General features: G+C 31.8%; 19 protein-coding genes and 2 pseudogenes. 5 read left to right on the forward strand and 16 right to left on the reverse strand.

The window, feature by feature from the left end; genetic code table 11:
* Positions 1-179: 179 nt before the first annotated feature.
* From ACZZZT_RS14895 to ACZZZT_RS14935, 9 genes and pseudogenes are all read right to left on the reverse strand, one after another.
* Positions 180-701, reverse strand: coding sequence for a hypothetical protein (locus ACZZZT_RS14895; RefSeq protein WP_073398226.1), 522 nt, complete (start codon positions 699-701; stop codon positions 180-182).
* Between the two features lie 218 nt (positions 702-919).
* Positions 920-2,641, reverse strand: coding sequence for a hypothetical protein (locus ACZZZT_RS14900; RefSeq protein ID WP_371198254.1), 1,722 nt, complete (start codon positions 2,639-2,641; stop codon positions 920-922).
* Between the two features lie 195 nt (positions 2,642-2,836).
* A complete protein-coding gene (locus ACZZZT_RS14905; RefSeq protein ID WP_463460975.1) occupies positions 2,837-3,511 on the reverse strand; it encodes an AI-2E family transporter in 675 nt (224 codons plus the stop codon).
* On the reverse strand, positions 3,475-3,939 hold the full coding sequence (locus tag ACZZZT_RS14910) for an AI-2E family transporter (RefSeq protein WP_463460976.1): 465 nt from the start codon (positions 3,937-3,939) through the stop codon (positions 3,475-3,477). The genes ACZZZT_RS14905 and ACZZZT_RS14910 overlap by 37 nt, the downstream gene beginning before the upstream one ends.
* 116 nt (positions 3,940-4,055) lie before the next feature.
* Positions 4,056-4,586 carry a mechanosensitive ion channel family protein gene (locus tag ACZZZT_RS14915; RefSeq protein WP_042566912.1) on the reverse strand — a complete coding sequence of 177 codons (531 nt, stop codon included), beginning with the start codon at positions 4,584-4,586 and terminating at the stop codon, positions 4,056-4,058.
* 10 nt (positions 4,587-4,596) lie between these two features.
* Positions 4,597-5,181: a Maf-like protein gene (locus ACZZZT_RS14920; RefSeq protein ID WP_463460977.1), complete on the reverse strand. Its 585-nt coding sequence runs from the start codon at positions 5,179-5,181 to the stop codon at positions 4,597-4,599.
* Positions 5,174-6,100, reverse strand: coding sequence for a geranylgeranylglycerol-phosphate geranylgeranyltransferase (locus tag ACZZZT_RS14925; RefSeq protein WP_073398230.1), 927 nt, complete (start codon positions 6,098-6,100; stop codon positions 5,174-5,176). The genes ACZZZT_RS14920 and ACZZZT_RS14925 overlap by 8 nt, the downstream gene beginning before the upstream one ends.
* A gap of 83 nt (positions 6,101-6,183) precedes the next feature.
* Positions 6,184-6,711, reverse strand: coding sequence for a KdsC family phosphatase (locus ACZZZT_RS14930; RefSeq protein ID WP_042566914.1), 528 nt, complete (start codon positions 6,709-6,711; stop codon positions 6,184-6,186).
* Positions 6,695-7,455: pseudogene (locus ACZZZT_RS14935) on the reverse strand (Rossmann-like and DUF2520 domain-containing protein). The gene ACZZZT_RS14930 and the pseudogene ACZZZT_RS14935 overlap by 17 nt, the downstream one beginning before the upstream one ends.
* A 169-nt stretch (positions 7,456-7,624) precedes the next feature.
* Between ACZZZT_RS14935 and ACZZZT_RS14940 the strand changes: the two are divergent.
* Both ACZZZT_RS14940 and ACZZZT_RS14945 read left to right on the forward strand, forming a co-directional pair.
* Entirely contained in the window at positions 7,625-8,587 is a 963-nt protein-coding gene (locus tag ACZZZT_RS14940) for a hypothetical protein (RefSeq protein ID WP_463460978.1), read from the forward strand.
* Between the two features lie 9 nt (positions 8,588-8,596).
* Positions 8,597-9,628, forward strand: a complete 1,032-nt coding sequence (locus ACZZZT_RS14945) for a hypothetical protein (protein ID WP_463460979.1) — start codon at positions 8,597-8,599, stop codon at positions 9,626-9,628.
* A 62-nt stretch (positions 9,629-9,690) separates the two neighbouring features.
* On the opposite strand, the gene ACZZZT_RS14950 is transcribed toward ACZZZT_RS14945, so the two are convergent.
* Positions 9,691-11,379, reverse strand: coding sequence for a glycoside hydrolase family 28 protein (locus ACZZZT_RS14950; RefSeq protein ID WP_463460980.1), 1,689 nt, complete (start codon positions 11,377-11,379; stop codon positions 9,691-9,693).
* A gap of 310 nt (positions 11,380-11,689) precedes the next feature.
* Between ACZZZT_RS14950 and ACZZZT_RS14955 the strand changes: the two are divergent.
* Positions 11,690-14,904: pseudogene (locus ACZZZT_RS14955) on the forward strand (cytochrome c biogenesis protein).
* A gap of 217 nt (positions 14,905-15,121) precedes the next feature.
* On the opposite strand, the gene ACZZZT_RS14960 reads toward ACZZZT_RS14955, so the two are convergent.
* From ACZZZT_RS14960 to ACZZZT_RS14975, 4 genes are all read right to left on the reverse strand, one after another.
* Entirely contained in the window at positions 15,122-15,856 is a 735-nt protein-coding gene (locus ACZZZT_RS14960; protein WP_463460981.1) for a DUF3667 domain-containing protein, read from the reverse strand.
* Between the two features lie 20 nt (positions 15,857-15,876).
* The gene (locus ACZZZT_RS14965; RefSeq protein ID WP_463460982.1) at positions 15,877-16,254 is read right to left on the reverse strand and encodes a DoxX family protein; all 378 of its coding nucleotides are present in this window, start codon (positions 16,252-16,254) and stop codon (positions 15,877-15,879) included.
* A gap of 94 nt (positions 16,255-16,348) precedes the next feature.
* The gene (locus tag ACZZZT_RS14970) at positions 16,349-17,137 is read right to left on the reverse strand and encodes an anti-sigma factor (RefSeq protein WP_463460983.1); all 789 of its coding nucleotides are present in this window, start codon (positions 17,135-17,137) and stop codon (positions 16,349-16,351) included.
* Positions 17,137-17,667 carry an RNA polymerase sigma factor gene (locus ACZZZT_RS14975; RefSeq protein ID WP_042566920.1) on the reverse strand — a complete coding sequence of 177 codons (531 nt, stop codon included), beginning with the start codon at positions 17,665-17,667 and terminating at the stop codon, positions 17,137-17,139. Before ACZZZT_RS14975 ends, ACZZZT_RS14970 begins: the two co-directional genes overlap by 1 nt.
* Positions 17,668-18,533: 866 nt before the next feature.
* Between ACZZZT_RS14975 and ACZZZT_RS14980 the strand changes: the two genes are divergently transcribed.
* Positions 18,534-19,121 carry a glutathione peroxidase gene (locus ACZZZT_RS14980; protein ID WP_463460984.1) on the forward strand — a complete coding sequence of 196 codons (588 nt, stop codon included), beginning with the start codon at positions 18,534-18,536 and terminating at the stop codon, positions 19,119-19,121.
* Positions 19,122-19,541: 420 nt separating this feature from the next.
* On the opposite strand, the gene ACZZZT_RS14985 is transcribed toward ACZZZT_RS14980, so the two are convergent.
* Together ACZZZT_RS14985 and ACZZZT_RS14990 are read right to left on the reverse strand one after the other, a co-directional pair.
* Positions 19,542-20,039: an N-acetyltransferase family protein gene (locus ACZZZT_RS14985; RefSeq protein ID WP_463460985.1), complete on the reverse strand. Its 498-nt coding sequence runs from the start codon at positions 20,037-20,039 to the stop codon at positions 19,542-19,544.
* A 40-nt stretch (positions 20,040-20,079) separates the two neighbouring features.
* Positions 20,080-21,255, reverse strand: coding sequence for a thioredoxin family protein (locus ACZZZT_RS14990; protein ID WP_463460986.1), 1,176 nt, complete (start codon positions 21,253-21,255; stop codon positions 20,080-20,082).
* Between the two features lie 173 nt (positions 21,256-21,428).
* Between ACZZZT_RS14990 and menD the strand changes: the two genes are divergently transcribed.
* On the forward strand, positions 21,429-23,090 hold the full coding sequence (menD, locus tag ACZZZT_RS14995) for a 2-succinyl-5-enolpyruvyl-6-hydroxy-3-cyclohexene-1-carboxylic-acid synthase (protein ID WP_463460987.1): 1,662 nt from the start codon (positions 21,429-21,431) through the stop codon (positions 23,088-23,090).
* The last annotated feature ends 73 nt before the right edge of the window (positions 23,091-23,163 follow it).

Here is a 23,163-nt window from a genome sequence, read left to right on the forward strand (position 1 = left end):
ATTTGATTGTTTTTTGAAATAGCTTCAAAAATACTAATTATTTTATGGAACAGTATTTAAATGAAATGTTAATGCTCAAAAATCGATCCGATTTTTAAGATGAAAATATAGAAAAAAACAAAAATAAAAAGGAGAGTATCATTATTTTGATACTCTCCTTTAAAAAAATTGGCTATTAATTATCTTCTTCCACGGTGATCATCGTGATCATCGTGATCGTGTCTGTCGTGCTTATCGTGTCTATCATGTTTATCATGATGTCTGTTATCGTGGCGTCTGTCATCTCTGTGGTCATGACGATCATTGTAACCATAAACCGGTCTTGGTCTGTATGGTCTTTGTGGTGCACCATGATATCCTTTGTAATATTTTACTCTGTGTCTGTCAAAATACGTATAAGGCGTTCTTCCATGATAATCATTTAAAACTACTTTATATCCTCCGTACAAATCATAATTACGATATTGTCTTGGTAAACGAGTTGCTCTAACCCATCTTCCTCCTCCAAAATAAATAAATTGTGAAGCTCTAACATCATAATACGCTTCAACATCCGGCAAATAATAATATTCCATTTCAGAATAACCCGATGGTCCCCAAGCTGGAGGCGATCCTATATTTACATTAACTGATACCTGGGCTTGTGTGGCATTTGCAACCAAAAGAAATAATCCCGCGATTGCTATTTTAATTGTTTTCATTTTGTTTAGTTTTTTATATTAATCGTAATGTTATTTAACGATATTCATATACTGTGCCAAAAATGAAAACAGCTTGTATTTTGACGAATAAAATACACGTTTCGTCGATGTAAAACCGCTACGGTACTGGGAATGTATTGATTTTTAAAAAGTTACTGAAATTTTAAAAAAGTACTTTTTTTTCATTTTTTTTACAAAAAACAAGAAGATAAAATCGATTATTTATATTCAACAATTCTTGGTTTTGCAAGCTCAAAATTCTGTAAACCAAAATCTGTAGTTTCAAAAGTATTGGTTTTGAATACATTATCACCCTGTAACGGTATACTTGGATAGTATGACAGGGATAATTGAAAGGAACTGAAAACTAAATAGTCATTACTGATCAATAAGCCAATTGTTACTTTTTGATAAGCTTTGTTGTTGAACATGGCATCATTCGGACTTCCTAACACGGCGATGGAGTAATTAAAAAACGGATTCATACGAAATCCCCATATTGCATGCGGAGAATAAGTTTGTGTTTGCAATGACAAAACCGCTTTACTGGTTCCGTATAATGCAGCATTAAATCCGGCAAGACCATTTTGCTCATTTAAATTAAGTTCGTCTCCAATAATTTCCTCACGATTTACACCCAAAACCAGTTTTGGATTTACGAATTGTCTTAATTTCCAATTTCCTATACTATATAATTTGGTAAAATAATTCGATTCAAATAAAAACGAAGTCTGATACGTTTTTGATTGATGAAAAAAAGTTCCGGCTTCAAAATTGGTACTTAAAAATCCCCAGTCATAGTAATTTCCAAAAGAAAACTGAGCTCCTACATAGGGCCGCCAATATTTATTTTTATACTGATAACCAAGCGTAATGCCATAAATTCTACCAATAGGAACGTCCTCTGTTACTCCGTTCCTAAAAATATAACTGTCCTTGACGAATTTTCTGGTATTGATTCCGATACCGCTTAAAAGCAGTTTTTCATCTGAATAAAAATGTGTTGGATCATATAAATCGGATGGCGTTTCCGTATAATCAACATTCAGAAAACGGGCAGATACAATTAAATTGGTAACGCCATTATTATCATCTTCAAAAACTTTTGATGCTTTTCCCACCCAGAAATCCTGTACATTATTTTTAAAAGGCTGAAAAGCATATGTGGTATCAGGTAAAGGCGCCTGAAGCGTATCTCTTCTAAAATTTTGTGCAAAAAACATTCCGCCTGCCCATTTGGTCAATGGCGAGTAGAAATCACGTTCAATATCAATACTTTTAGAATAATTATTATCCAAATCCATATTGTATCTTAGTTTGGTACTAATATAGGTGTTTTTGATATTTGGTATTGTGTAGATAACGTCATTGGCATTTTGGCCGTCATCAAAACGATTGGTAAAGCGATATTCAAGTTCCTGGCCTGAACCAAAAAAATCTTTTTCCTTAAATCCCACAGAAACCCGGCTGCTTGATATGGAGAATTTTGGAATGGTACTCCAGGAATCTAAAACGCGAATGGTAACATCTACAGAATCTGATGCCGGACTCGCTAATTGCTTTGTAATTCGAACTGCTGTTACATATCGCTGCGCACGTATAAGACGCTCAGATTCCTGCACTTTATAAGAATCGTACGGAACATTTCTTTTAAATAGCAATAAATTGTAAATCGCTATTTTTTTAGTTTTAAGATGAAGTTTATTACCAGTTCGTTCTCCCCAATTTCGAGGTCTTGCCGTAGTATCTGCTATCGAATGACCAAATGGATCTAAGGTTACTACAGTTATATTTCTAATAATTTTACCATCGTAATTGGCCGTATCTTTTTCTATAATTTCAGCTTCTTTCTTTTTAGGTTTATTGGCTCTAAAAAGTAATTTGTGCAAAGTCTTGGTAAACTTGTGTTTTTTAGAATAGTTTTGGATTTTTTTATACATTGCCGCACTATCTTTTTTTGTTTCCGGTTTAGGCTTATCTACCTGCGCACAAATGCTCTGCAAAAAAAGCATAGTGAAATAGAAAGTATTATTTTAAAGTTTCGGAACATTAAGTATAGTGGGCTTTTTACAGATAATTTTTACATGAATATAAGATAAATAAACCTCATATTTTTTAAAAGAACCATTTATTATTTAATTTTCAATTTTGAGTTTTCTGATTCTCCATGTAAATTTTCTCGGCATATGATTTCCCATTAAATATCCCCATGGTTCCAACGATTCGATTCTTTCAAAAATAATCTTCAAAATAGCTAAAAGCGGAATCGCCAAAAACATTCCTGAAATTCCGGCAGCGGCTCCTCCAACAATGATTCCCAAAATAGATACAAAAGCATTAATTTCTACTTTAGAATTAATAATTAAAGGCACAAGTAAATTATTATCGATTAACTGAACAACGAGATTTACCAACAGAATACTTAAAAACACAGATGTTTCGGGCGTTCCGGATAAAGATGCCAAAAGAGTTATTATACCCGCAATTGTAATACCTATATAAGGAATTAGGTTTAAAATTCCGGTTATTAATCCTAATAGAATAAAATATTTGACGCCTACAATCCAAAGCCCTAAACCAGTCAAAATGGAAACTACAATCATTTCTAACAATAAACTAACAATATAATTATTTATAGAAACCCGTATTTGCCCTAATATATCTTTTAAAGCAGAATGGTCTTCTTTGTTGACTAATTTTGCCAGAAAAAGAATAAAATGATCTTTGTACAGCAAGAACAAAAACGTATAAATTGGAATAATAGTACAATCTATTAAAAGATCGGTGATAGATAGTATTGCAGAACCCAAAGTAACGACACCTCCGTTTTTAACGGAATCTTTGGTGACTGTATCAAGGTATTTTTTTGTTCACCAATACTAATATGAAAATTGTCTTTTACAAACTTATGTACCTCAATTATAAAGACATTAACGTTTTTCTTTATAGCATCAAAATCGTTGGCGATATCTTTGACCTGATAAGATATAAAAACTAATATGCCCACAATAAATGCAGCAAATATTAAAACACAAAGTATTGCGGCAAGATGTCTGGGAAATTTAAGTCTTACGTTTAAAAGAGTAAAAATAGGCAGTAATAAAACGGCAAATAAAAAGGCCATCAATACGGGTGTAATGATATCTTTTCCGACACAAAATATAAATGCAAAACAAATTAAAGTTATAAGAATGAAGGAAAGTTTAGCGTAAAATGGCAATTTTATTGTTCGAATCATTGGTATAGAAATTAAGTTACATGGATCGAAAATTGATCTAAACAAAATTCCTTAATTTCTCACAAAATTGTGTTGTACGTTTTTTATATTACTTTACAAGATTCCCATTATAAATTTTAGTCAAAAAACTCTTTATCTTCATAATGGCTTGGCATGATTGAAATCCCTTTTTGAAGCAGTAGATTGTTGGGGAAAATGATTCTTTCGCCGTCTCTTGTTCGAAGATTAACATGAAAAGCACTAATGTCTTCTATTTCTGCCTCGATGGGAAAATCTTTATCATGAATTTTAATAGTATCGCCAATTCTGAAGGGAAATGAAAAGAACAAAATCATTCCTGAAGTTATATTACTCAAAATAGACCATTGCGCAAACATAGCAACGCCAATAACGGTAGCAATTGAAGAAACGGTAATAAAAATATCTTTGGTATCAACACCCCAAATAACAATTAAACTAATTGTTACTAATATATTCATTAATATGTGAATATACTTTATGACCAAATTAGTTCGATGTTCTAATAATTGACTTGAATGTGCATAACGACGAATTAATTTTGCAATAATAACGCGTAATGCCATTAAGGCTAAAAGTAGAATGACGGTGGTTAAGATCTCCTGGCTATATTCTTTGAAAGAAAACATAAATAAATTTTTACACTAAAGTACTCAAATATTCGTAAACTTTAGCTGTTGGCAAGCCCATAACATTGGTATAAGAGCCTTCAACTTTTGCAACTGCCATAAAACCAAACCATTCCTGAATGCCATAAGCTCCGGCTTTATCATAAGGTTTGTAGTTTTCTATATAATATAAAATAGCTTCGTCAGACAAATCTTTGAAGGTTACTTTTGTTACATCATTAATTAGGGTAGAAGCAGAGTTGGTTTTAAAACAAACCGATGTAAATACTTCGTGTGTAGTATTCGACATTGATTTGATCATTTCAAAAGCTTCTTCGGCACTTTTAGGTTTTCCTAAAGCTTTATTTTGATGCCAGACAATGGTGTCGCTGGTTACTAAAATTTCGTTTGGTTTTAGTTCACCTTCAAATGCGCTGGCTTTTAATTCAGCCAAATAATCGGTTATTTCAACAGCTTTTAATTCCGGTGGATAAATCTCTTCGATATCTTTTAACCTGATTTCGAAATCAAGGTCTAAATCTTTAAAAAACTGCTGTCTGCGTGGTGATCCCGAAGCCAGGATTAAAGTATATTTTTTTAATTTTTCTTTAAGCATTGTACTTGATATTTAAGGTAATAACCAAAATTGATAAAATTCCGAAAAGCAAAATCAGTTTTAAAACATTACTTAAATGATGGAATTCTTTTTGTGATTTTGCACCAAATGTTTTTACTATAAAGTATAAAAGCGGTGCTAAAACAAAAGCAAAAGCATACAGAGTAACGATATATAAATTGTTTTCTAAAAAGTATTTATTAATGTAAAGTAAACACAATATGAAAGGAATAATAGCAAATCCTAAGGCTATTTTTGCAGCTCTGCTATTTCCAATTGCAATTGGTAAAGTGTTCATTCCCTGATTATAATCACCATTTACATCTTCGATATCTTTTACTATTTCGCGAATAAAATTAATCATAAATGCAAACAAGGCATAATCAATTAATATAGAAAACATACTCGCCATTTGTGCCTGATTTTCAGCATTTGTAGCCGGAAAAAGATCAAAAACACCAATAATTATAACGCTAAATGACAATACAGCGGCTACTACAAAATTTCCTAAAACCATAATTTGTTTTAAGCTTGTAGAATAAAAATAAAGTACCGAAGCAATCAATATAAAAATCACGGCAAAAGTTGGTCTCATGATCACATTTGATAAATAACAGCCTATGGCAACACCTGTAATATTTAACCCAATGTAAATATTGTAACCGCGGGTTTCAGAAATGCCTTTGCCAATTACTACGTCATTTGGTTTATTAATTCTATCTGTTGCAACGTCAAGAATATTGTTAATTACATATCCCGCTGCCGCTAATAAAACGGTACTTAAAACCAATAACCCATATTGCCAGTCGGCCAAAGCCAAAGGAATATCCTGCTGTTTTAAAAAAGCATAACGAAATAAAAGCTGCATAAAAGCCAGCATTAACAGGTTTTGGTAACGAATGAGTTTAAGGTATTTCATTTTTTTTGAAGGTTCTAAGGTTCTGAGGGACAAAGGTTCAAAGGCTTTTTACCACAACGAAAATCATTAATAGTTTATAATTATTAGTCGTGCTGACCATTAAAATACTCCATCCATTTTCCCTGTACTTTCATCACTTGCTCGATTACATCACGTGCAGCACCTCGTCCGCCTTTTACGTGAGAGATATAACGGGAGATATTTTTGATTTCAGGACTTGCATCTTGCGGACAAGTTGGTAATCCTACTAATTTCATAACATGAAAATCAGGAATATCATCGCCCATATACAAAACTTGTTCCGGTTTAATATTATAAGTATCAGTGTATTCCTTAAAGGTTTCAACCTTGTTAGGAGTTCCCAAATGAATGTCTTTAATACCTAAATTTTGAAGTCTAACACGAACACCTTCATTGCTTCCGCCAGAAATAACACAAACATGATAGCCACTTTCTACAGCTGCTTTCATGGCAAAACCATCACGAATATTCATCGTGCGAAGAATTTCGCCTTCGCTGGTTACAAAAACGGAACTGTCTGTAAGTACGCCATCAACATCAAAAACAAATGTTGTAATATCGTTCATTATTTCTTTATAACTCTTTGCCATTATTTTGTATAGATTGTGTTAGTATTTTATAAATATTCTTTTGATTTTCATTTGTCAAATATTCCAAATGCGCTTCAATTGTAGTCGAATCATTGCGTTTTGCAGGTCCGGTTTGAGCCTCAGTTGGATTTAAAGTATTAATTTTATCAGCCGTTTCCTGAATTAAAGGTTTCAATATTTCAAAAGGAACTTTATTCTCTTCACAAATTTCCTGACCAATCTGATATAAATGATTGGTGAAATTATTCACAAAAACGGCAGCAACATGAAGTGCCTTACGCTGCTCTGAATTTATAGGGAAAACAGCTTTTGAAATACTTTTTGCTACGGTGTCTAAAACACGAAAGTCAAATGTGTTTTCAGCTTCCAGACAAATCGGAATCACCGAAAAATCAACTTCTTTATTTTTAGAAAAAGTTTGTAAGGGATAGAAAACGCCTTTACGATTTTTAGCGTCTAAAGTATCAATTGATGCAGTTCCTGAAGTATGAACAACAAGCTGATTGTTAAAAGGTAATTGTGCTGAAACTTCAGAAATTGCGTTATCTGTAACAGCGATAATATATAGATCTGCTTCTTTTAAATCCTGAAAATCGTCTACAATTTTATCAAATTCAATCAAAGAAGCTAGAGTTTCTTTTTTCTGGAAAAAACCTGTGCAATTTCAACAAGCTCACTTTTAGCGAAAGCTTTTATCAAATGCTGCGCAACATTTCCGGAACCAATTAACGTTATTTTAATCATAACGCAAAATTAGCATTATTTTTTGAATGGATATAACCTATTAATCAACACACATAAAATTAAAATCATCTCTTTATTATCTTAAAAATAGTAAGAAAAATATTTTTAATAAGTTTAGATAAATATTTTCTTTACTTATTTTTGGCTCTAATAATTTAAAAAAATATAAATGAAAAGTACAATTACATTTTTGGCAATATTCTGTGTTATACAAATATCATTTTCTCAACAAATTGGAGACGGACATGCACTTCAAATTAATGATTTTAATGTTCCTCTTAAATCAGGTTTATACAATGGTTACAATCCAATAGGAATTACTCCTGATGGTTCATACGATGGTTGGCAACATTTATTAGTAACCCGACACACGAATCCGGAAAACAATTATCAAATGCAAATATCATCTTCATTTTCTGAAAATGACAGATTATTTTTTAGAAAAATTGTTTCAGCTAATTTGTCTTCCCATGGCTCGTCCTGGATAGAATTTGCAACTAGAGGAACTAATACTTTCACTGGAGATCAAAGTATTAATGGTAATCTAGGGATTAATAAAGATTTAATCTTAAAAAATTATGAAAACATTGCAGGAAAGGGTAATAAAATTATTTTCACTGCTTACGGGAATGACTTACAAGGACCTCAAATAAGAAGTTATTTAACTTTTGCTTCTGGAAATGATTCACGAATGGGATTAGTATTAAGTTCTTATTCAAAAGGATATATGGATGAACTTTTTCTAATAGATGGTAACGTTGGTATTGGAAAAGCAAACCCAACCAATAAACTAGATGTAAAAGGTACCATTCATTCACAAGAAGTAAAAGTAGATTTGCTTGGCTGGTCTGATTTTGTTTTCAAAAAAGAGTATAATTTGCCCACTCTTGCAGAAGTTGAAAAACATATTAATGAAAAAGGACATCTTAAAAATATCCCAAGCGAAGAAGAAGTGCTTAAAAATGGTATTAATTTGGGAGAAATGAATGCTAAGCTTTTGCAGAAAATAGAGGAATTGACGCTTTACATGATTGAAATGAAAAAAGAGAATATTGAAATGAAGAAAGAGAATGCTGAAGTAAAAATGAGACAATTAGAATTGGAAAATATAGTTAAGGAACTTAAAAAATAAATCAAGATAATGAAAAAAATATTACTACTTACATTAGTCTTATCTCAAATAAGTTTTGCTCAAAATTTTTTCCCAACTGATGGAGGTAATGTTGGTATAGGAACCTTAAACCCAACTAGTAATTTAGAAATAAGAGAAACTGTAAATACAAGTGTACCAGCAGGACAAATCTCCCCAACTCAATCAATTTTAAAACTTTCTAGAAATGGTACGGTAAATTATTCATATAATGAAAATGCTGAATTTCGTATAGGACATGGTGGAAGTGGATTGTATGGAAGTAAGCTTGATTTGTATATTAATGGAAATGCAAATACAAATTCAATACCAGATCAACACGTTATGACATGGAACTATGATGGAAATGTAGGTATTGGAACTAATACTCCAAGAGCCGTTTTAGATGTAGCAAAAAATACTGGAAATGGTATTTTATCAGCAGTATTTGCCAGATTGCCAGAAGGTGATTCTGTTGGTGATGGGACTTTTCTAGGAGTACGAGGATATAATACTTCAATTGTAAACGGTAAATCTTTCTCAATAGAACATAGTTTTTATAATATTACAAATAGTTCTATTAATTTTTTTAGAGGTAGCGGTACTAGTGGAGGAGGGATATCTTTTAATACTAATGACAACCAAGAGCAAATGAGAATTGATCATTATGGCAACGTTGGTATTGGAAAAATAAACCCAAGTAATAAACTAGACGTAAACGGCACAATTCATTCCAAAGAAGTGAAAGTAGATTTGCTTGGCTGGTCTGACTTTGTTTTTAAAAAGGAATACAATTTGCCAACGCTTGCAGAAGTTGAAAAACATATTAATGAAAAAGGACATTTAGAAAATATTCCAAATGAAGAAGAAGTGCTTAAAAACGGTATTAATCTAGGCGAAATGAATGCCAAGCTTTTGCAGAAAATAGAGGAATTGACACTTTATATGATTGATCAAAACAAGAATATTCAAAGTTTGATAGAAGAAAATAAAAAGCAAAATGAAGAAATAATGGCTTTGAAGAAAAACACATTATCTAAATAATTTTAAAGATATAACCCAGCGTAAATTAGTATTAATAAGCTGGGTTATATTTTTTTGTTCTTTTACATTTTCACCGCTCCTTTAGAAACAGTTTCACCAATAGTTGTTGTTTTAGAATAATTTACATCTTTAGAAGAAACCAATTCAATTTTCTCACTTGCGGCGCCATCTATAGTAACGGCTTTTGCAGAAGTCGAGTTGAATTCAACATTTTTTAATGACATGTTTTTTCCGTTATAGATTTCAAAAATGGTTGGACTCTTGATGTCTAATTTGGCATTTGTTATTTTAATTCCGTTTGCATCTATAATAGAAAAACCTTTTTCTGCTTTTGCAGTTAGATTTGAAATCTCAATATTTTCAAGATTCATTTCAGGCAAACCCTGTAAAAATACAGCCTGATAAGCTCCTGAAATCGTTATGTTTTTAATCGAAATATTTTTGAATTGAGGCGTTTCTTCATTTACGGGAATCGCTTTTGTATTAATTTTATTTCCACCTTCGGCCAAAGTTTCTGCGATAGATTTTCCTCCATAATAAAGGTCAAAAGAAATTGCCTGCGATGGAATATCGGTCATAAAAATATCTGAAATATAGATATTCTCAACAATTCCGCCACGTCCGCGTGTGCTTTTAAAACGCAATCCAACATCAGTTCCCATAAAAGTACAGTTAGATACGTGAAGGTTTTTTACACCACCAGACATTTCACTTCCAACTGTTACGCCGCCATGTCCGTGATATACGATATTATTTCTTACGATGATATTTTCGCAGGGAACGCCACGATCGCGACCATCCTTATCTTTTCCTGATTTAATACAAATAGCATCATCACCAACATCAAAACTGGAATTTTCGATCAATACATTTTTACAGGATTCAACATCAAGACCGTCTCCGTTTTGAGAATACCATGGGTTGCGAACGGTTACGTTTCTAACAATTAAATCTTCAACCATTAAAGGATGAATATTCCATGCCGGGGAATTTTGAAAAACCGGTCCGTCAAACAGCACTCGTTTACTGTTTTGAATACTTACCATTACCGGACGAAGAAAATCATGAATAGCTTCAAATTGTTCTTTTGTTTTTAAATCAAGGCGCACATTTTGATCGGCACCAATAGAAGCTTTCATAAAAGTTTCTGATGGATACCAGCTTTCTTTTTTCTCATTTAAAACTCCTCCAGAAGCAATGACTTTTTTCCATTGGCTTTCTGTTAGTTTGCTTTTTTTAACTTGTCTCCAAACTTCACCTGAACCATCCCAAACACCATTTCCTGTAAAAGCAACGTTTTCAAGATTTTTACCATAAATAGGAGAGATGCATCGCCATGTATTTAAACCTTCAAAACTGGTTTCTATGATAGGATATAGACTTTTATCGGTCGAAAATTTGATTAATGCTCCGGTTTCTGCATGCAATTCAATATTACTTTTCAGAATAATTGGTCCTGTAAGCCATATTCCGGGCGGAATAACAACTTTTCCGCCTCCTTTTTTTGAAACAGCTTCTATAGCATCGGCGAAAGCCTTTGTATTAAGAGTGTAACCGCCGTTTACAGCTCCAAAATCTTTTATATTGACGGAGTTATTAGGGATTTTTGGTTCCTGAACTTTCGACATTTTAAATTCAATGCCAGGATAAACATCAGTTGTTTTTGATTTTTGAGCCTGAATACTTCCTGAAAAACAAGTCGCTAAAAAAGCTGCGAGAATGCACAATAAGTTAGTTGAGTTAGTTTTCATTTCGAAATTATATGAGTGTGGTTATTAATAGCTGTAATTCTTATTTTGAATCTTGATTTTTATTAATTCTGAAATAAATCTTGGTTTTCAAATATAAATTAAAAATGTAATCGATTACACAAATCTAATGAAATTTTTTCATTTTCAAAGAAATTCTAAAATAGATTAATTGTAGTATTTAACTTGTTTAAGATGAAAACATCAAATTAAATTAAGCCTATTTTTGGTTTTAATTAACAAATGGCAAATATCGATACTCAACATTTTTAAGTACTTTTGTGGCACTTTTATACAATGTAATTCCTCAAAAATGGATAAAAAAATATTCTCTTTTTTGTTTTCTACACGATTAATGGCCGTTCTTTTTTTAACATTTGCAATAGCAATGGGTGTTGGAACTTTTATCGAAAGTAAATACAATACCGATACAGCCAGAATTTTAATTTACAATACCTGGTGGTTTGAAGCCATAATGGTTTTCTTCCTGATCAATTTCTTCGGAAACATCAAACGTTATCAATTATTAAAAAAAGAAAAGTGGGCAACTTTATTACTTCATATTGCTTTTATTTTTATTCTTTTAGGAGCTTTTATTACACGTTATATTAGTTACGAAGGTATGATGCCAATTCGCGAAGGCGCTGCCGAAAACCAAATTTATTCTGATAAAACATTCATAACCATTCTTGCTGATGGTGAATATAAAGGCGAAATGAAACGCAGGGTTTTTGAAAAAGCCTTTTGTTATCACCCGTTACCAATAATGATTTTAGTATTTCAGGAAAATTTGATGAAACTCCTTTTGAAGTGACTTTTGACAAATATATCATGGGCGCTAAAGAAACTATAAAACCAAGTGCAAATGGAACTTTATACCTTAAATTGGTAGAAGCAGGAGCAGGCGGACGTGAAGAACATTTCCTGAAAGAAGGTGAAGTTCAAAACATTCATAATGTTTTATTTGCTTTAAATAAACCAACAGATGGTGCCATAAATATCAATACAACTGGCGAAAAATACACCATTCAAACTCCTTTTGAAGGACGTTTTATGAGAATGGCTGATAAGCTTGAAGGTGATGTTACGAAAGATAATGTACAGCCGTTAATGATGCGATCTTTATATAGTATTGGTGATATTAGAATCGTTTTTCCAGATCCTGCTGTTAGAGGAATCGTTGATTATGAGTCAAATAATGACTATAAAGCAAAATCTCATAACGATGCTTTAATTGTAAAAGTTAAAGCTGATGGTGAAGAAAAACAAGTAAGACTTTTAGGTTCTAAAGGTAGTATTGGTGAACCGCAAACAGTTAAAATAGGAAAAATTGAATACACTTTATTCTACGGAAGTAAAGCCTATGTTTTGCCATTTAAAGTAAAATTAAACGATTTTATAGCAACCAAATATCCTGGAACTGAGAAAAGTTATTCTTCTTTTGAAAGTAAAGTAACCGTTCAGGATTCTACAGAAACTTTTGATGCTGATATTTATATGAACCACGTTTTAGATTATAAAGGATACAGATTCTTTCAATCATCATTTGATCCCGACGAAAAAGGAACTGTATTGTCTGTAAACCACGATTTCTGGGGAACTTCAATTACTTATTTAGGATATTTTATGTTGTTCTTCGGTTTGATGGCTATTATGTTTACCAAACATTCTCGTTTTGCAGATTTGAAACGCAAATTAGAAGCAGTGAAAAAGAAAAAAGAAAAACTAATTACCATTTTTGTTTTATTATTTAGTTTGAATGGCTTTGCGCAAGCGCCTCATGTTCATGAACATAATCATTCGCATAACGAAGATCCAAACGATCACGCCAATCACGTTACAGCTCCGCCAAGTCAAAAACAAATTGACTCTTTATTGACAATATATAAAGCTCCTAAAGAACATGCTGCAAAATTTGGACGTTTGATTATTCAGGATGCAGGAGGTAGAATGAAACCTATCAATACTTTTTCATCTGAATTATTGAGAAAAGTAAGTCAGAGCGATACCTATAATGGAATGAATTCTGATCAGGTATTTTTGTCTATGACGCAATACGCCCAGGTTTGGATTCAGGTTCCTATTATTTACCTGAATACAAAAGATGATAGTATTCGTAAAATTATTGGTGTTGACAGAAAAGCAAAATTAGCTCCGTTTGTAAAGTTTTTTGACGAAAACGGAAATTATAAGCTTGCACCTTATTTAGATGCTGCTTACAAAGCAGGAAATCCAAATAGTTTTGAGAAAGATTTTATCGAAGCGGATAAAAAAGTAAATTTAATGGAATCGGCATTAAGCGGAAGTATTTTAAGAATATTTCCTATTCCTAATGACCCAAACAATAAATGGATCTCTTATTTAGAATTGAATAATGCAGGCTTAAAAGGAATGGATTCTACATATGTAAAACAAATTCTTCCAATGTATTTTAGTGCATTAAACAACGGTTCTATTTCTAAAAATTTTGGTACTGCCGATCAGTTGGTTGAAAGTATTAATGGTTTCCAGAAGAAATTTGGAAGTAAAGTACGCCCAAGCGAACAAAAAATTGACCTTGAAATCGCGTACAATACTTATAATATTTTACCAAAAATGTTTTACTGGTATTCTCTTTCAGGAATCTTCATGTTGATTTTTACACTTTTCAGTATCTTTTTCGATAAAAAATGGTTACGAATCACTGTAAATGGTTTTCATATATTAATTGGGTTAATCTTTGCACTTCACACAGTCGCATTAATTGCCCGTTGGTATATTTCGGGTCACGCACCGTGGAGTAATGCTTATGAAGCCATTGTGTATGTAGCTTGGTCAACAATGTTTTTTGGATTGGCTTTTGACAGAAAATCGAAACTTACTGTGGCATCTGCAGCGTTTGTAACAGCGATGATTTTTATGGCATCAAACGCCAATTGGATTGATCCTGAAATTGCCAATTTACAACCTGTTTTGAATTCATATTGGTTAATGATTCACGTTGCAGTTATTGTGGCAAGTTACGGCCCTACCGCACTTGGAATGATTTTAGGTTTTGTAGCCCTGATATTGATTTTCTTTACTAATGAGAAAAACAAAACCAAAATGGAATTGAATATCAAAGAAATCACTTATATCAACGAAATGGCTTTGACTATTGGTTTGATTATGTTAACAATAGGAAACTTTCTTGGAGGACAATGGGCCAACGAAAGCTGGGGACGTTACTGGGGATGGGATCCAAAAGAAACCTGGGCATTAATTTCAATCATGATATATGCATTCGTAATTCACGCTCGTTTTGTACCATCGCTTCGTAGTAAATGGTTTTTCAACGTAATGAGTATGTACGCCTTTGTATCGATTTTGTTTACGTATTATGGCGTAAATTTCCATTTGGTTGGTCTGCACTCTTACGCAAGTGGAGAAGCACATTCATTAAGCTGGGTTTATTATTCACTAGGGACTATTTCCTTAATTGCACTTATAACATATCCAAAATACAATAAGTATTATAAAAGCAAAAAAGCTGTAAAAGCAAAAAAATAAATAATTTCAGAAAGCAAATTATTAATTCTCCTAAAAGGTTCAGCGTAAAGTTGAACCTTTTTTTGATCAGTAGTTCAATAAGGAGCTGTTTCCTGCTGTCCTTCCAAATCTTTTGTGCCCCCGAAGCCTCGGGGCCGGCATAAAAGGATTTTCCCTCCCATCAGGGCTAGGCACTTGGTTTCATTAGAACATTCAAATAGTAATCATTTGTAATTAATTATTTGGGAAGTTTTCCAAGCATGGCAAGAATTATAAGTAGTATTATTATAAAAACAACCCAAAAAATTACGTGACTCAATATCGTCAAAAAGAAAGCTCTTGTTCTTGACATTTTATTAAAAAACTGAATGTTTGTCCAAAATATTAATATAACACCAAGAAGATAAGTTATAGTCGAAAACCTCTCAGCATGATGTATATTATTTAAATATAGCAGAATGGGAAATGTCAAAATTTGCACAGAAAGTCTTTGTGAAGCTTTAAAAGTGTTCAATACAAATAATTCGACAAAATTATAGCCTTGTTTTCTAAAAACAATATAAGTTCCAATAGTATAAATAGGTATTGTAGCAATCGTAACCCAGGCAAAATGAGTAGCCATCCACTCATTATAATCATTAAAATCAATCTCTAAATCTGCAGAAGCCTGAAATAAATTGATATGAAAATAATGATACAAAAAACCATAAAGCGCTCCCAAAACGGCAACTAAAGACAAAGGTTTAAAATGCCTTATTCGTTTTCCTTCTATAAATTCCCGAATTGAATGTCCTGGTCTTAGAAACAATTGTTTAATTGAATAAGGAATCCCATTATCAAAATGCAATAATCCGTGTTGAATATCATGCCATAAAAAATGTGCATTTATTCTGTGCGTATCAGCAGGTTGTCCGCAATTGTTGCAGTAATGTCCTTTAAAAGTCTGATTACAATTTTTACAGGTTATTTCCATATTCTAAAACTTTTAAATTATTAAGATTTCTTAAAACCGTTTGGATACATAATGGCTAATAAAACGAAAATCAGCAAAAAGTTATATTCTACACCATTTCTTCCACCGCCAACAACAAACCAACCTTCCTTAAAATGAACTAAAATTATCCCCATTATCAAAATAAAAATAGTTACAAAACCTGCAGGCTTAACATATTTGTTTATTAATAACAATATAGCAGCAATGATGTGCGAAATTTTTATTGACCATGCCAGAAAAATACCAAACGGCGCAAAGCCAATCTGATTAAGATATAGATTTCCAAAATCGTTTATACCATTATTGAAAATTCCAAAAACAGAGTGGGAGAGAAGTATGATTGCAGTTGCGATTCTTAAAAGTAAATTTCCGTTCATATATTTGATTGTTAGTGTTTTGAATTAAAAATAATAAAAAAACGCACATTAAAATAAATTAATATGCGTTTTAAATTTTGTTTAAAATTATATCTTATACTTTTCCTAAAGTATACAATTGTTCCATTGTAGGCGTTGCGCTTCCTCCGTCAGGTTCAAGCGTAATTCCAAAAGCTTCAGCAGAATCTGTTTGCTCTACAGCAAAGATTTTTTGATCATTTTCTTCAAAATTATCCAGTAAACCAATACTTGTAGGTGTAAGAACCGGACTTAATTTTAAAGACCATACCTGATAAACCATGCCTTTTGGAGGTTTTGGCAAACCTGCAGCATCAATATAAGTCGTTTTGGTGTCTTTGTTCCAATATACTTTGGCAAAAGATGTTGGAGAAACCGCCTGACCGCCAAGTGTTACACCAGTATTTTTGATATCTCTAACAATGGTTAGGTTTTTCTCTGTTTCTTTATTTTGCTGATCTAAATAAGCAAACTCTCTCTGAATTTTATTCTTTTCGTTACCAACAGTTGCAATAGCTTCTTTGGTTTTTGTTAATTCTAAAGTTTGATATCCAAGCCCCAAAAGCATTAAAACTGCAGCAGCCCAGCCCACATATTGAGACCAGTTTGATGCCGGTTTCATATCTACTACTTTGCCATGTTTCAGCTCTAGGCGTGCTTTTATCTTTTCGAAATTAGCTACAGAATGAAAAGGTGAAAAACTTGATGATAAAGCTATAATAGCTCTTTCTATCTCAAGGATCTCCTGTTCAACCTCGGGATTTTTCTTTGCCATTTCGGCTATCTCCAGATTTTCTGTTTCGGTTAATAAACCGTAAACATAAAGTTCTAAAATTCCTGATTCTATATACTCTTGTGCTTCCATTATATTTTTAAATAATTACGTAAATCGTTAATACAGTTTCTGTTTTGCGTTTTGATAGTCCCCAACGGAATTGCCAGTTCTTCTGACGCCTCTTGTTGTGTATATCCTTTAAAAAATAATAAGTCAATAATTTCAATACACTTTGGTTTCAATTTTTTTACAAATTCCTGAATTCCAATGGTGTCAATTTTATTAGTGAGTTTATTACTGTCATCTAACAGATTTACGAAATTATCCGAAGAAAGGTTTTTTTGGCTATTATTAAAATTTTTAGATCTTAACTTATCTATGCTCGTATTACGAGCTATATTAAGGATCCAGGTATAAAAACGACCTTTACTTTCGTTATACGAATCTATATTTTTCCAGATTTTTACAAAAACTTCCTGCAAAACATCTTCAGCTTCTTCACGGTTTTTTATGAGAACATTGATGACCGAAAACAAACTCTTAGAATACATATCATACAAATGGGTAAAAGCTCTTTCGTCTTTTTTGTAAATTAAAACTAATAATTCTTCTTGACTCATACATTTTGGTTTTTAAGCTTAAACAAAATTTTAGGAAATATTTTATTACAATGACATAAAGATAATTTATTTTTTTTGAAAAAAATACTTTTTTTTATTGTTCTCAACCCTTTAAAAATAAGGCTTTTAAAAATAATAACGATTTTTTTTACTTTTTTTTACTTTTTTAAAACCAAAATTTAATCTGTTTCGTATATACCATTATAAAAGTAAGTGAAATAATACATATTAAAATATTAAAGATAAAAGCCGGTTAAAAATTTGATTTATATAAGATTAGTATGAGCCTTTTAAGAGTATTAAAAAGAAATTTAATAATCAAAAAAAATATCATGAGTAACATAAATAAATTAAAAATATTGATCATTGCCTTAACTAGTGTTTTGCAGTATTCAAATTCCACAGATACTATTCTTCGTAAAGGTATTGTTAGACATAGTTCTTCAACAATACATCAAATAGATAATTTAGAAAATAACAGTTCTTATAAGAAAGTTATAAGTCAGGATTTATAAAATTTTATAGTTGATGCTACTCGGACTTCCAGACTGAAAATTTTCCTGAATTATAAAACAACCAGGAAAATAAGCCATTTGAAAAATTGTAAACACCAATCAGAAAGTATTTGGAAGTTTAACAATTCAGGAACAAAGAATTTTCATCATAACCGCAGTGCATCAGCTATAATTTAAATAAAAAAGATATATAAAATTAATTTCATGGTTTGATTTGTTTGTATGGGGAGAAGCCTAACGAGTGATTAACGTTAGGCTTCATTTTTTTATTTAACTTATGATTAAGAAAAAATAAGCAACCAAAATCTCTTTAAGAAACTGATTTTGATTAATTTTATAAAAAATCTAAACATGAAAAAAATTATAATAATGGCGTATGGCGCACTACTTTTATTTAGTTGCCAAAACCAAGCGCAAACTAATAAAACAAAAACGCCTAAAACGGATAAAGTCATGACAAAAGAAACTATTTATCAATTTAAAGTTGAAGATTTATCAGGAAATTCATTTGATTTTGCTTCTTTAAAAGGTAAAAAAGTAATGATTGTAAATACCGCTTCAAAGTGCGGATTAACGCCTCAATACAAAGATCTTGAAGCAATTTACAAAGAATATAAGGATAAAGGTTTTGTAATTGTAGGTTTTCCGGCAAACAATTTTGCGTCTCAGGAACCAGGTACAAATGAAGAAATTGGTGCTTTTTGCCAACAAAATTATGGAGTAACTTTTCCGATGATGGACAAGGTTTCTGTAAAAGGGGATGATATGTGCGAAGTATATAAATTCCTTACTCAGAAATCTAAAAATGGTTTACAGGATTCTGAAGTAGAATGGAATTTTCAAAAATATTTAATCAACGAAAAAGGCGAATTGGCTAAAGTTATCAAACCTAGAACTTTACCAACAGATCCTGAAGTTATCAACTGGATAAAAAGTTAATTAGAAAACTATCAAACCTAAAAGTCCGCAAATTTGAATTTCTCAAGTTTGTGGATTTTTTTACGACAAAAACGTCTTTGAGAGGAACGAAGCAATCTCACTTGCGACATCTACAAAAGTTTATATTGGAGAGATATTGAACGCGGATGACACGGATTCGCAAGCGAAAACACGGATTAGTACGGATTTTTTTCTGGTAGAGTAAATAATAGCAATAGTATGTTGAAAGATGTTTTCAAAAGCACGCTATTTTGACAAAAGAGAATCATATAAATGAACATAAAGTATGTCATTCTCTGGATGTGATTCTCTTTCGTAGAAATTTGAGAAACTATGAGAAAAATCCGCGAACATCTGCGTCTTCGCTTGCGAATCCGCGTCATCCGCGTTCAAAATTACATTAGTAAAAAGCTTTGCGGTTTAAACTAATATCAACTGCATAAATACCAAGTCAAGCCAGTGACCAAATTTATAACCCACTTCACGAATCGTTCCCGTAGCCACAAAACCAAATTTTTCATGAAAAGCAATACTTCCGGCATTATCAGCATCAATGGCGCCAATCATTACATGGTAGCCTTGTTCTTTTGCTAAACGAATTAATTCTGTCAGTAATTTAGAACCAATACCTTTTCCTATTACATGATCTACAACATAAACAGAATGTTCAACAGTATATTGATAACCAATTTTTTCGCGAAACTGTCCGTAACTGCCAAAACCAACTACTTCGCCATCTAAATCGGCCACAACAACAGGCAGGTTTTTAGCTTTTTTATCTTCAAACCATTTTGTCTGTACTTCAAGAGTCTGAATATCATAACTATAATTTGCCGTTGTATGTAAAATAGAATGATTTACAATTTCAAGAATTTTATCTAAGTCGTCTGTAGTTGCGGATCTGAGTATTATGTTCATGATGTTTATAATTGGAATTTGGAATTTATATTTTGGAATTTTATTTGTTATTTAATTCTGCCAGTAAAACATCAACATCTTTAGAATTCCAATTCATTTCCTTTGCAATTGTTTTGGCATCTTTGGCGTATTTTAAAGCTGATTTTTTATCTTTTATTTTATTATACAACCTTGCTGTCAGTAAATTACCATCATAAGAATCATTTAATTCCAAAGAATGTTTTACCCACGAAATTGATTTTTTAAGGCTTTCCTCGTCAGTAATATGTTTCAGATAAGTTTGTCCAATATCTTTTAGGAAGCTGGCATCACTCCAAACTAATTTTTGAGTATCCTCAAGTGTAACTTTTTTATAAAACTGCCATTTTTCGGTTCTTTCGGCCAGAGTTAAATCAAATTTAAAAACGAGTGAATCTGTTTTTTGCAAACGAATTGACTTTGCAATTTCTCTTTGTTTATAATAGTTTATCGTATCCAAATTATCTACATAAGGGCGCAATAACTCTGTTACAATACTTTCTATTTTTCGATCAACACGATTTTGCGAAGCTACGGCGGCAAACTCTTTTTGGTGTTTTAAAACATATTGAAATTCCCTCGAATTAATATCAGTAACACCATTGGCAATAATGCGCCAGTTTGTTTCGCTAACTAGTTGAGCATCTGATTGCATTTCAAGATAAATATGTGTCGGAATCGATAATTCAGTTCGGTCTTTTCCTTTTTTTAAAGTATTTAAATAAGCAAAAAACTTAGTTGAATTGCTTTTATCGGCTAAAAACTCTTTTTCCAGATAAGGCAATTGCATTTTAGGATTCAAAGCAAAATTGGCCTCGCTCATAAAATCACCTTTTTTCATTTCGCCTTTTAAAGCATACAAAAGCGTTTCATTATCATCCAAAAATAAAAAAGTGGGTAATGATTTAGTATTGAATTTGTCTTTTAGCGCAATACCTTCTTCCTTTTCAATATTTTTCCAAACGCAGACATAATTTTTCTTCAGAAAATCCATTACGGCTGCATCGCTAAAAACTTCATTTTTCATTTGATTGCAATGCGGGCACCAATCGGCATAAAGCATTATAAAAAGTGGTTTTCCTGTATTTTTTGCAGTTTCTAAAGCTGTTTTATAAGGAACATCATCAGGAATAAACTGATTTTGAGATTTAACTGTTTGAATTGAAATGAATATAAAAAGTATATATAAGAAACGCATGTTATAATTTTTACTAGGAATTTCGTTTCACAAATATATCCTCTTTTTACAAAAGCTGTCTTAATATCTTCCTAATTTATAAGTTAAATCCAGTACGAAGTTTGTAACTTTGTAACATCAAAAGTTAATCTTACTCTTAAAGATTTTCTTTATAAAAATAATACATTATAAGAATGATTTACCCCAAAATACCGCTTGCACAAAGCATTATCGAAATTTGTTTAGCAAAAGGAATCACCAATATTATAATTTCTCCGGGATCAAGAAACGCACCTTTAACAATAGGTTTTGCCCAAAATCCTAATTTTACCTGTTACAGTATTGCAGACGAGCGTAGTGCCGCTTTTTTTGCATTGGGAATAGCCCAGCAAATTAAACAGCCAACAGCTGTTATATGTACTTCAGGATCAGCATTATTAAATTATTATCCCGCTTTTGCCGAAGCATTTTACAGCCAGATTCCTTTAATCGTTATTTCAGCAGATCGCCCGCAAAGTAAAATTGATATTGGTGACGGACAAACGATTCGTCAGGAAAATGTTTTTCAGAATCATTCTGTTTTTAATGCTAATTTAACTGAAGAAGCTTCAGAAGAAAATGATTTAAAAATCAATAAAGCGATTGAAACGGCGATTCTTCAAAAAGGTCCTGTTCATATCAATGCTCCGTTTGAAGAACCGCTTTATCAAACCGTAGATACACTTTCGATCCATCCAAAAATTACCGTTTCCGAAGAAATTATCGGAACAAAAACAATAGAAAACAGCGAAGAATTAGTTTCAGTCTGGAACTCTGCCAAGCGAAAATTAATTATGGTTGGTGTTAACGAAGCCAATACTATTGATGATAAAATTGTTCAAAATTTGGCAAACGATCCTTCGGTCGTAGTGCTGACAGAAACGACTTCTAATCTTCATCATCCAAGTTTTATTAATAGTATCGATACTTTAATTACTCCATTTGAAAATGTTGATTTTGAAGACTTTCAACCAGAAATTTTAATAACTTTTGGAGGAATGATAGTTTCGAAAAGAATTAAGGCTTTTTTACGAAAATACAAACCAAAACAACATTGGCACATAGATACTTTGCGGGCCTACGATACATTTGATGCAAAAACAAAACATATTGTAATGCAGCCAAATGATTTTTTTACCGATTTGCTTTCGAAAACAGCATTTGTTGAAAGTGATTATTTTTCTAAAATCGATAAGATTTACGATTTGCGAAAGGTAAGAAAACAAGAATATCTAAGTAAAATACCATTTTCTGATTTTCAGGTTTTTGAAAAAATAATTGAAACCTTACCAAAAAACAGTCAATTGCAAATAAGCAATAGCTCTGCAATTCGATACGCACAATTAATTGATATTGATAGTTCTATCGAAGTATTTTGTAATCGTGGCACAAGCGGAATTGATGGAAGTACATCAACTGCAATTGGAGCTTCGGTAGGGAGTAAAAAGCAAAATGTTTTTATAACCGGCGATATAAGCTTTTTGTATGACAGTAATGCTTTGTGGAATTCTAATATTCCAAATAACTTCAAAATTATATTGATTAATAATGGAGGAGGAGGAATATTCAGGATTTTGCCGGGTCATGAAGAAAAACCTGTTTTTAATACTTATTTTGAAACATCACATCAATTAACGGCTGAACATTTGGCTAAGATGTATAAAATGAATTACTTGACAGCAACTGATTTGAACTCTTTAAACGAGAATATTCATTCATTATACAATCAAAATAATGCTGCGAGTATTCTGGAAATTTTCACACCCACTTTTGAAAACAATGTCATTTTGAATCAATTTTTTAAGGAATTAATCTAATTTATAAAATGTAAGTTAAATTGGGTTAAATTTTTTGTAATTGTATAATAAATATGTAAGTTTGATTTTTAAA

Source organism: Flavobacterium sp. AC274, assembly GCF_979258275.1.

What these genes read in the sequence shown, in the direction of transcription:
- ACZZZT_RS14895 (WP_073398226.1), bottom strand. Translation starts at nt 701, where the DNA reads ATGAAAACAATTAAAATAGCAATCGCGGGATTATTTCTTTTGGTTGCA.
- ACZZZT_RS14900 (WP_371198254.1), bottom strand. Translation starts at nt 2,641, where the DNA reads ATGTATAAAAAAATCCAAAACTATTCTAAAAAACACAAGTTTACCAAG.
- ACZZZT_RS14910 (WP_463460976.1), bottom strand. Translation starts at nt 3,939, where the DNA reads ATGATTCGAACAATAAAATTGCCATTTTACGCTAAACTTTCCTTCATT.
- ACZZZT_RS14915 (WP_042566912.1), bottom strand. Translation starts at nt 4,586, where the DNA reads ATGTTTTCTTTCAAAGAATATAGCCAGGAGATCTTAACCACCGTCATT.
- ACZZZT_RS14920 (WP_463460977.1), bottom strand. Translation starts at nt 5,181, where the DNA reads ATGCTTAAAGAAAAATTAAAAAAATATACTTTAATCCTGGCTTCGGGA.
- ACZZZT_RS14925 (WP_073398230.1), bottom strand. Translation starts at nt 6,100, where the DNA reads ATGAAATACCTTAAACTCATTCGTTACCAAAACCTGTTAATGCTGGCT.
- ACZZZT_RS14930 (WP_042566914.1), bottom strand. Translation starts at nt 6,711, where the DNA reads ATGGCAAAGAGTTATAAAGAAATAATGAACGATATTACAACATTTGTT.
- ACZZZT_RS14940 (WP_463460978.1), top strand. Translation starts at nt 7,625, where the DNA reads ATGAAAAGTACAATTACATTTTTGGCAATATTCTGTGTTATACAAATA.
- ACZZZT_RS14945 (WP_463460979.1), top strand. Translation starts at nt 8,597, where the DNA reads ATGAAAAAAATATTACTACTTACATTAGTCTTATCTCAAATAAGTTTT.
- ACZZZT_RS14950 (WP_463460980.1), bottom strand. Translation starts at nt 11,379, where the DNA reads ATGAAAACTAACTCAACTAACTTATTGTGCATTCTCGCAGCTTTTTTA.
- ACZZZT_RS14960 (WP_463460981.1), bottom strand. Translation starts at nt 15,856, where the DNA reads ATGGAAATAACCTGTAAAAATTGTAATCAGACTTTTAAAGGACATTAC.
- ACZZZT_RS14965 (WP_463460982.1), bottom strand. Translation starts at nt 16,254, where the DNA reads ATGAACGGAAATTTACTTTTAAGAATCGCAACTGCAATCATACTTCTC.
- ACZZZT_RS14970 (WP_463460983.1), bottom strand. Translation starts at nt 17,137, where the DNA reads ATGGAAGCACAAGAGTATATAGAATCAGGAATTTTAGAACTTTATGTT.
- ACZZZT_RS14975 (WP_042566920.1), bottom strand. Translation starts at nt 17,667, where the DNA reads ATGAGTCAAGAAGAATTATTAGTTTTAATTTACAAAAAAGACGAAAGA.
- ACZZZT_RS14980 (WP_463460984.1), top strand. Translation starts at nt 18,534, where the DNA reads ATGAAAAAAATTATAATAATGGCGTATGGCGCACTACTTTTATTTAGT.
- ACZZZT_RS14985 (WP_463460985.1), bottom strand. Translation starts at nt 20,039, where the DNA reads ATGAACATAATACTCAGATCCGCAACTACAGACGACTTAGATAAAATT.
- ACZZZT_RS14990 (WP_463460986.1), bottom strand. Translation starts at nt 21,255, where the DNA reads ATGCGTTTCTTATATATACTTTTTATATTCATTTCAATTCAAACAGTT.
- menD (WP_463460987.1), top strand. Translation starts at nt 21,429, where the DNA reads ATGATTTACCCCAAAATACCGCTTGCACAAAGCATTATCGAAATTTGT.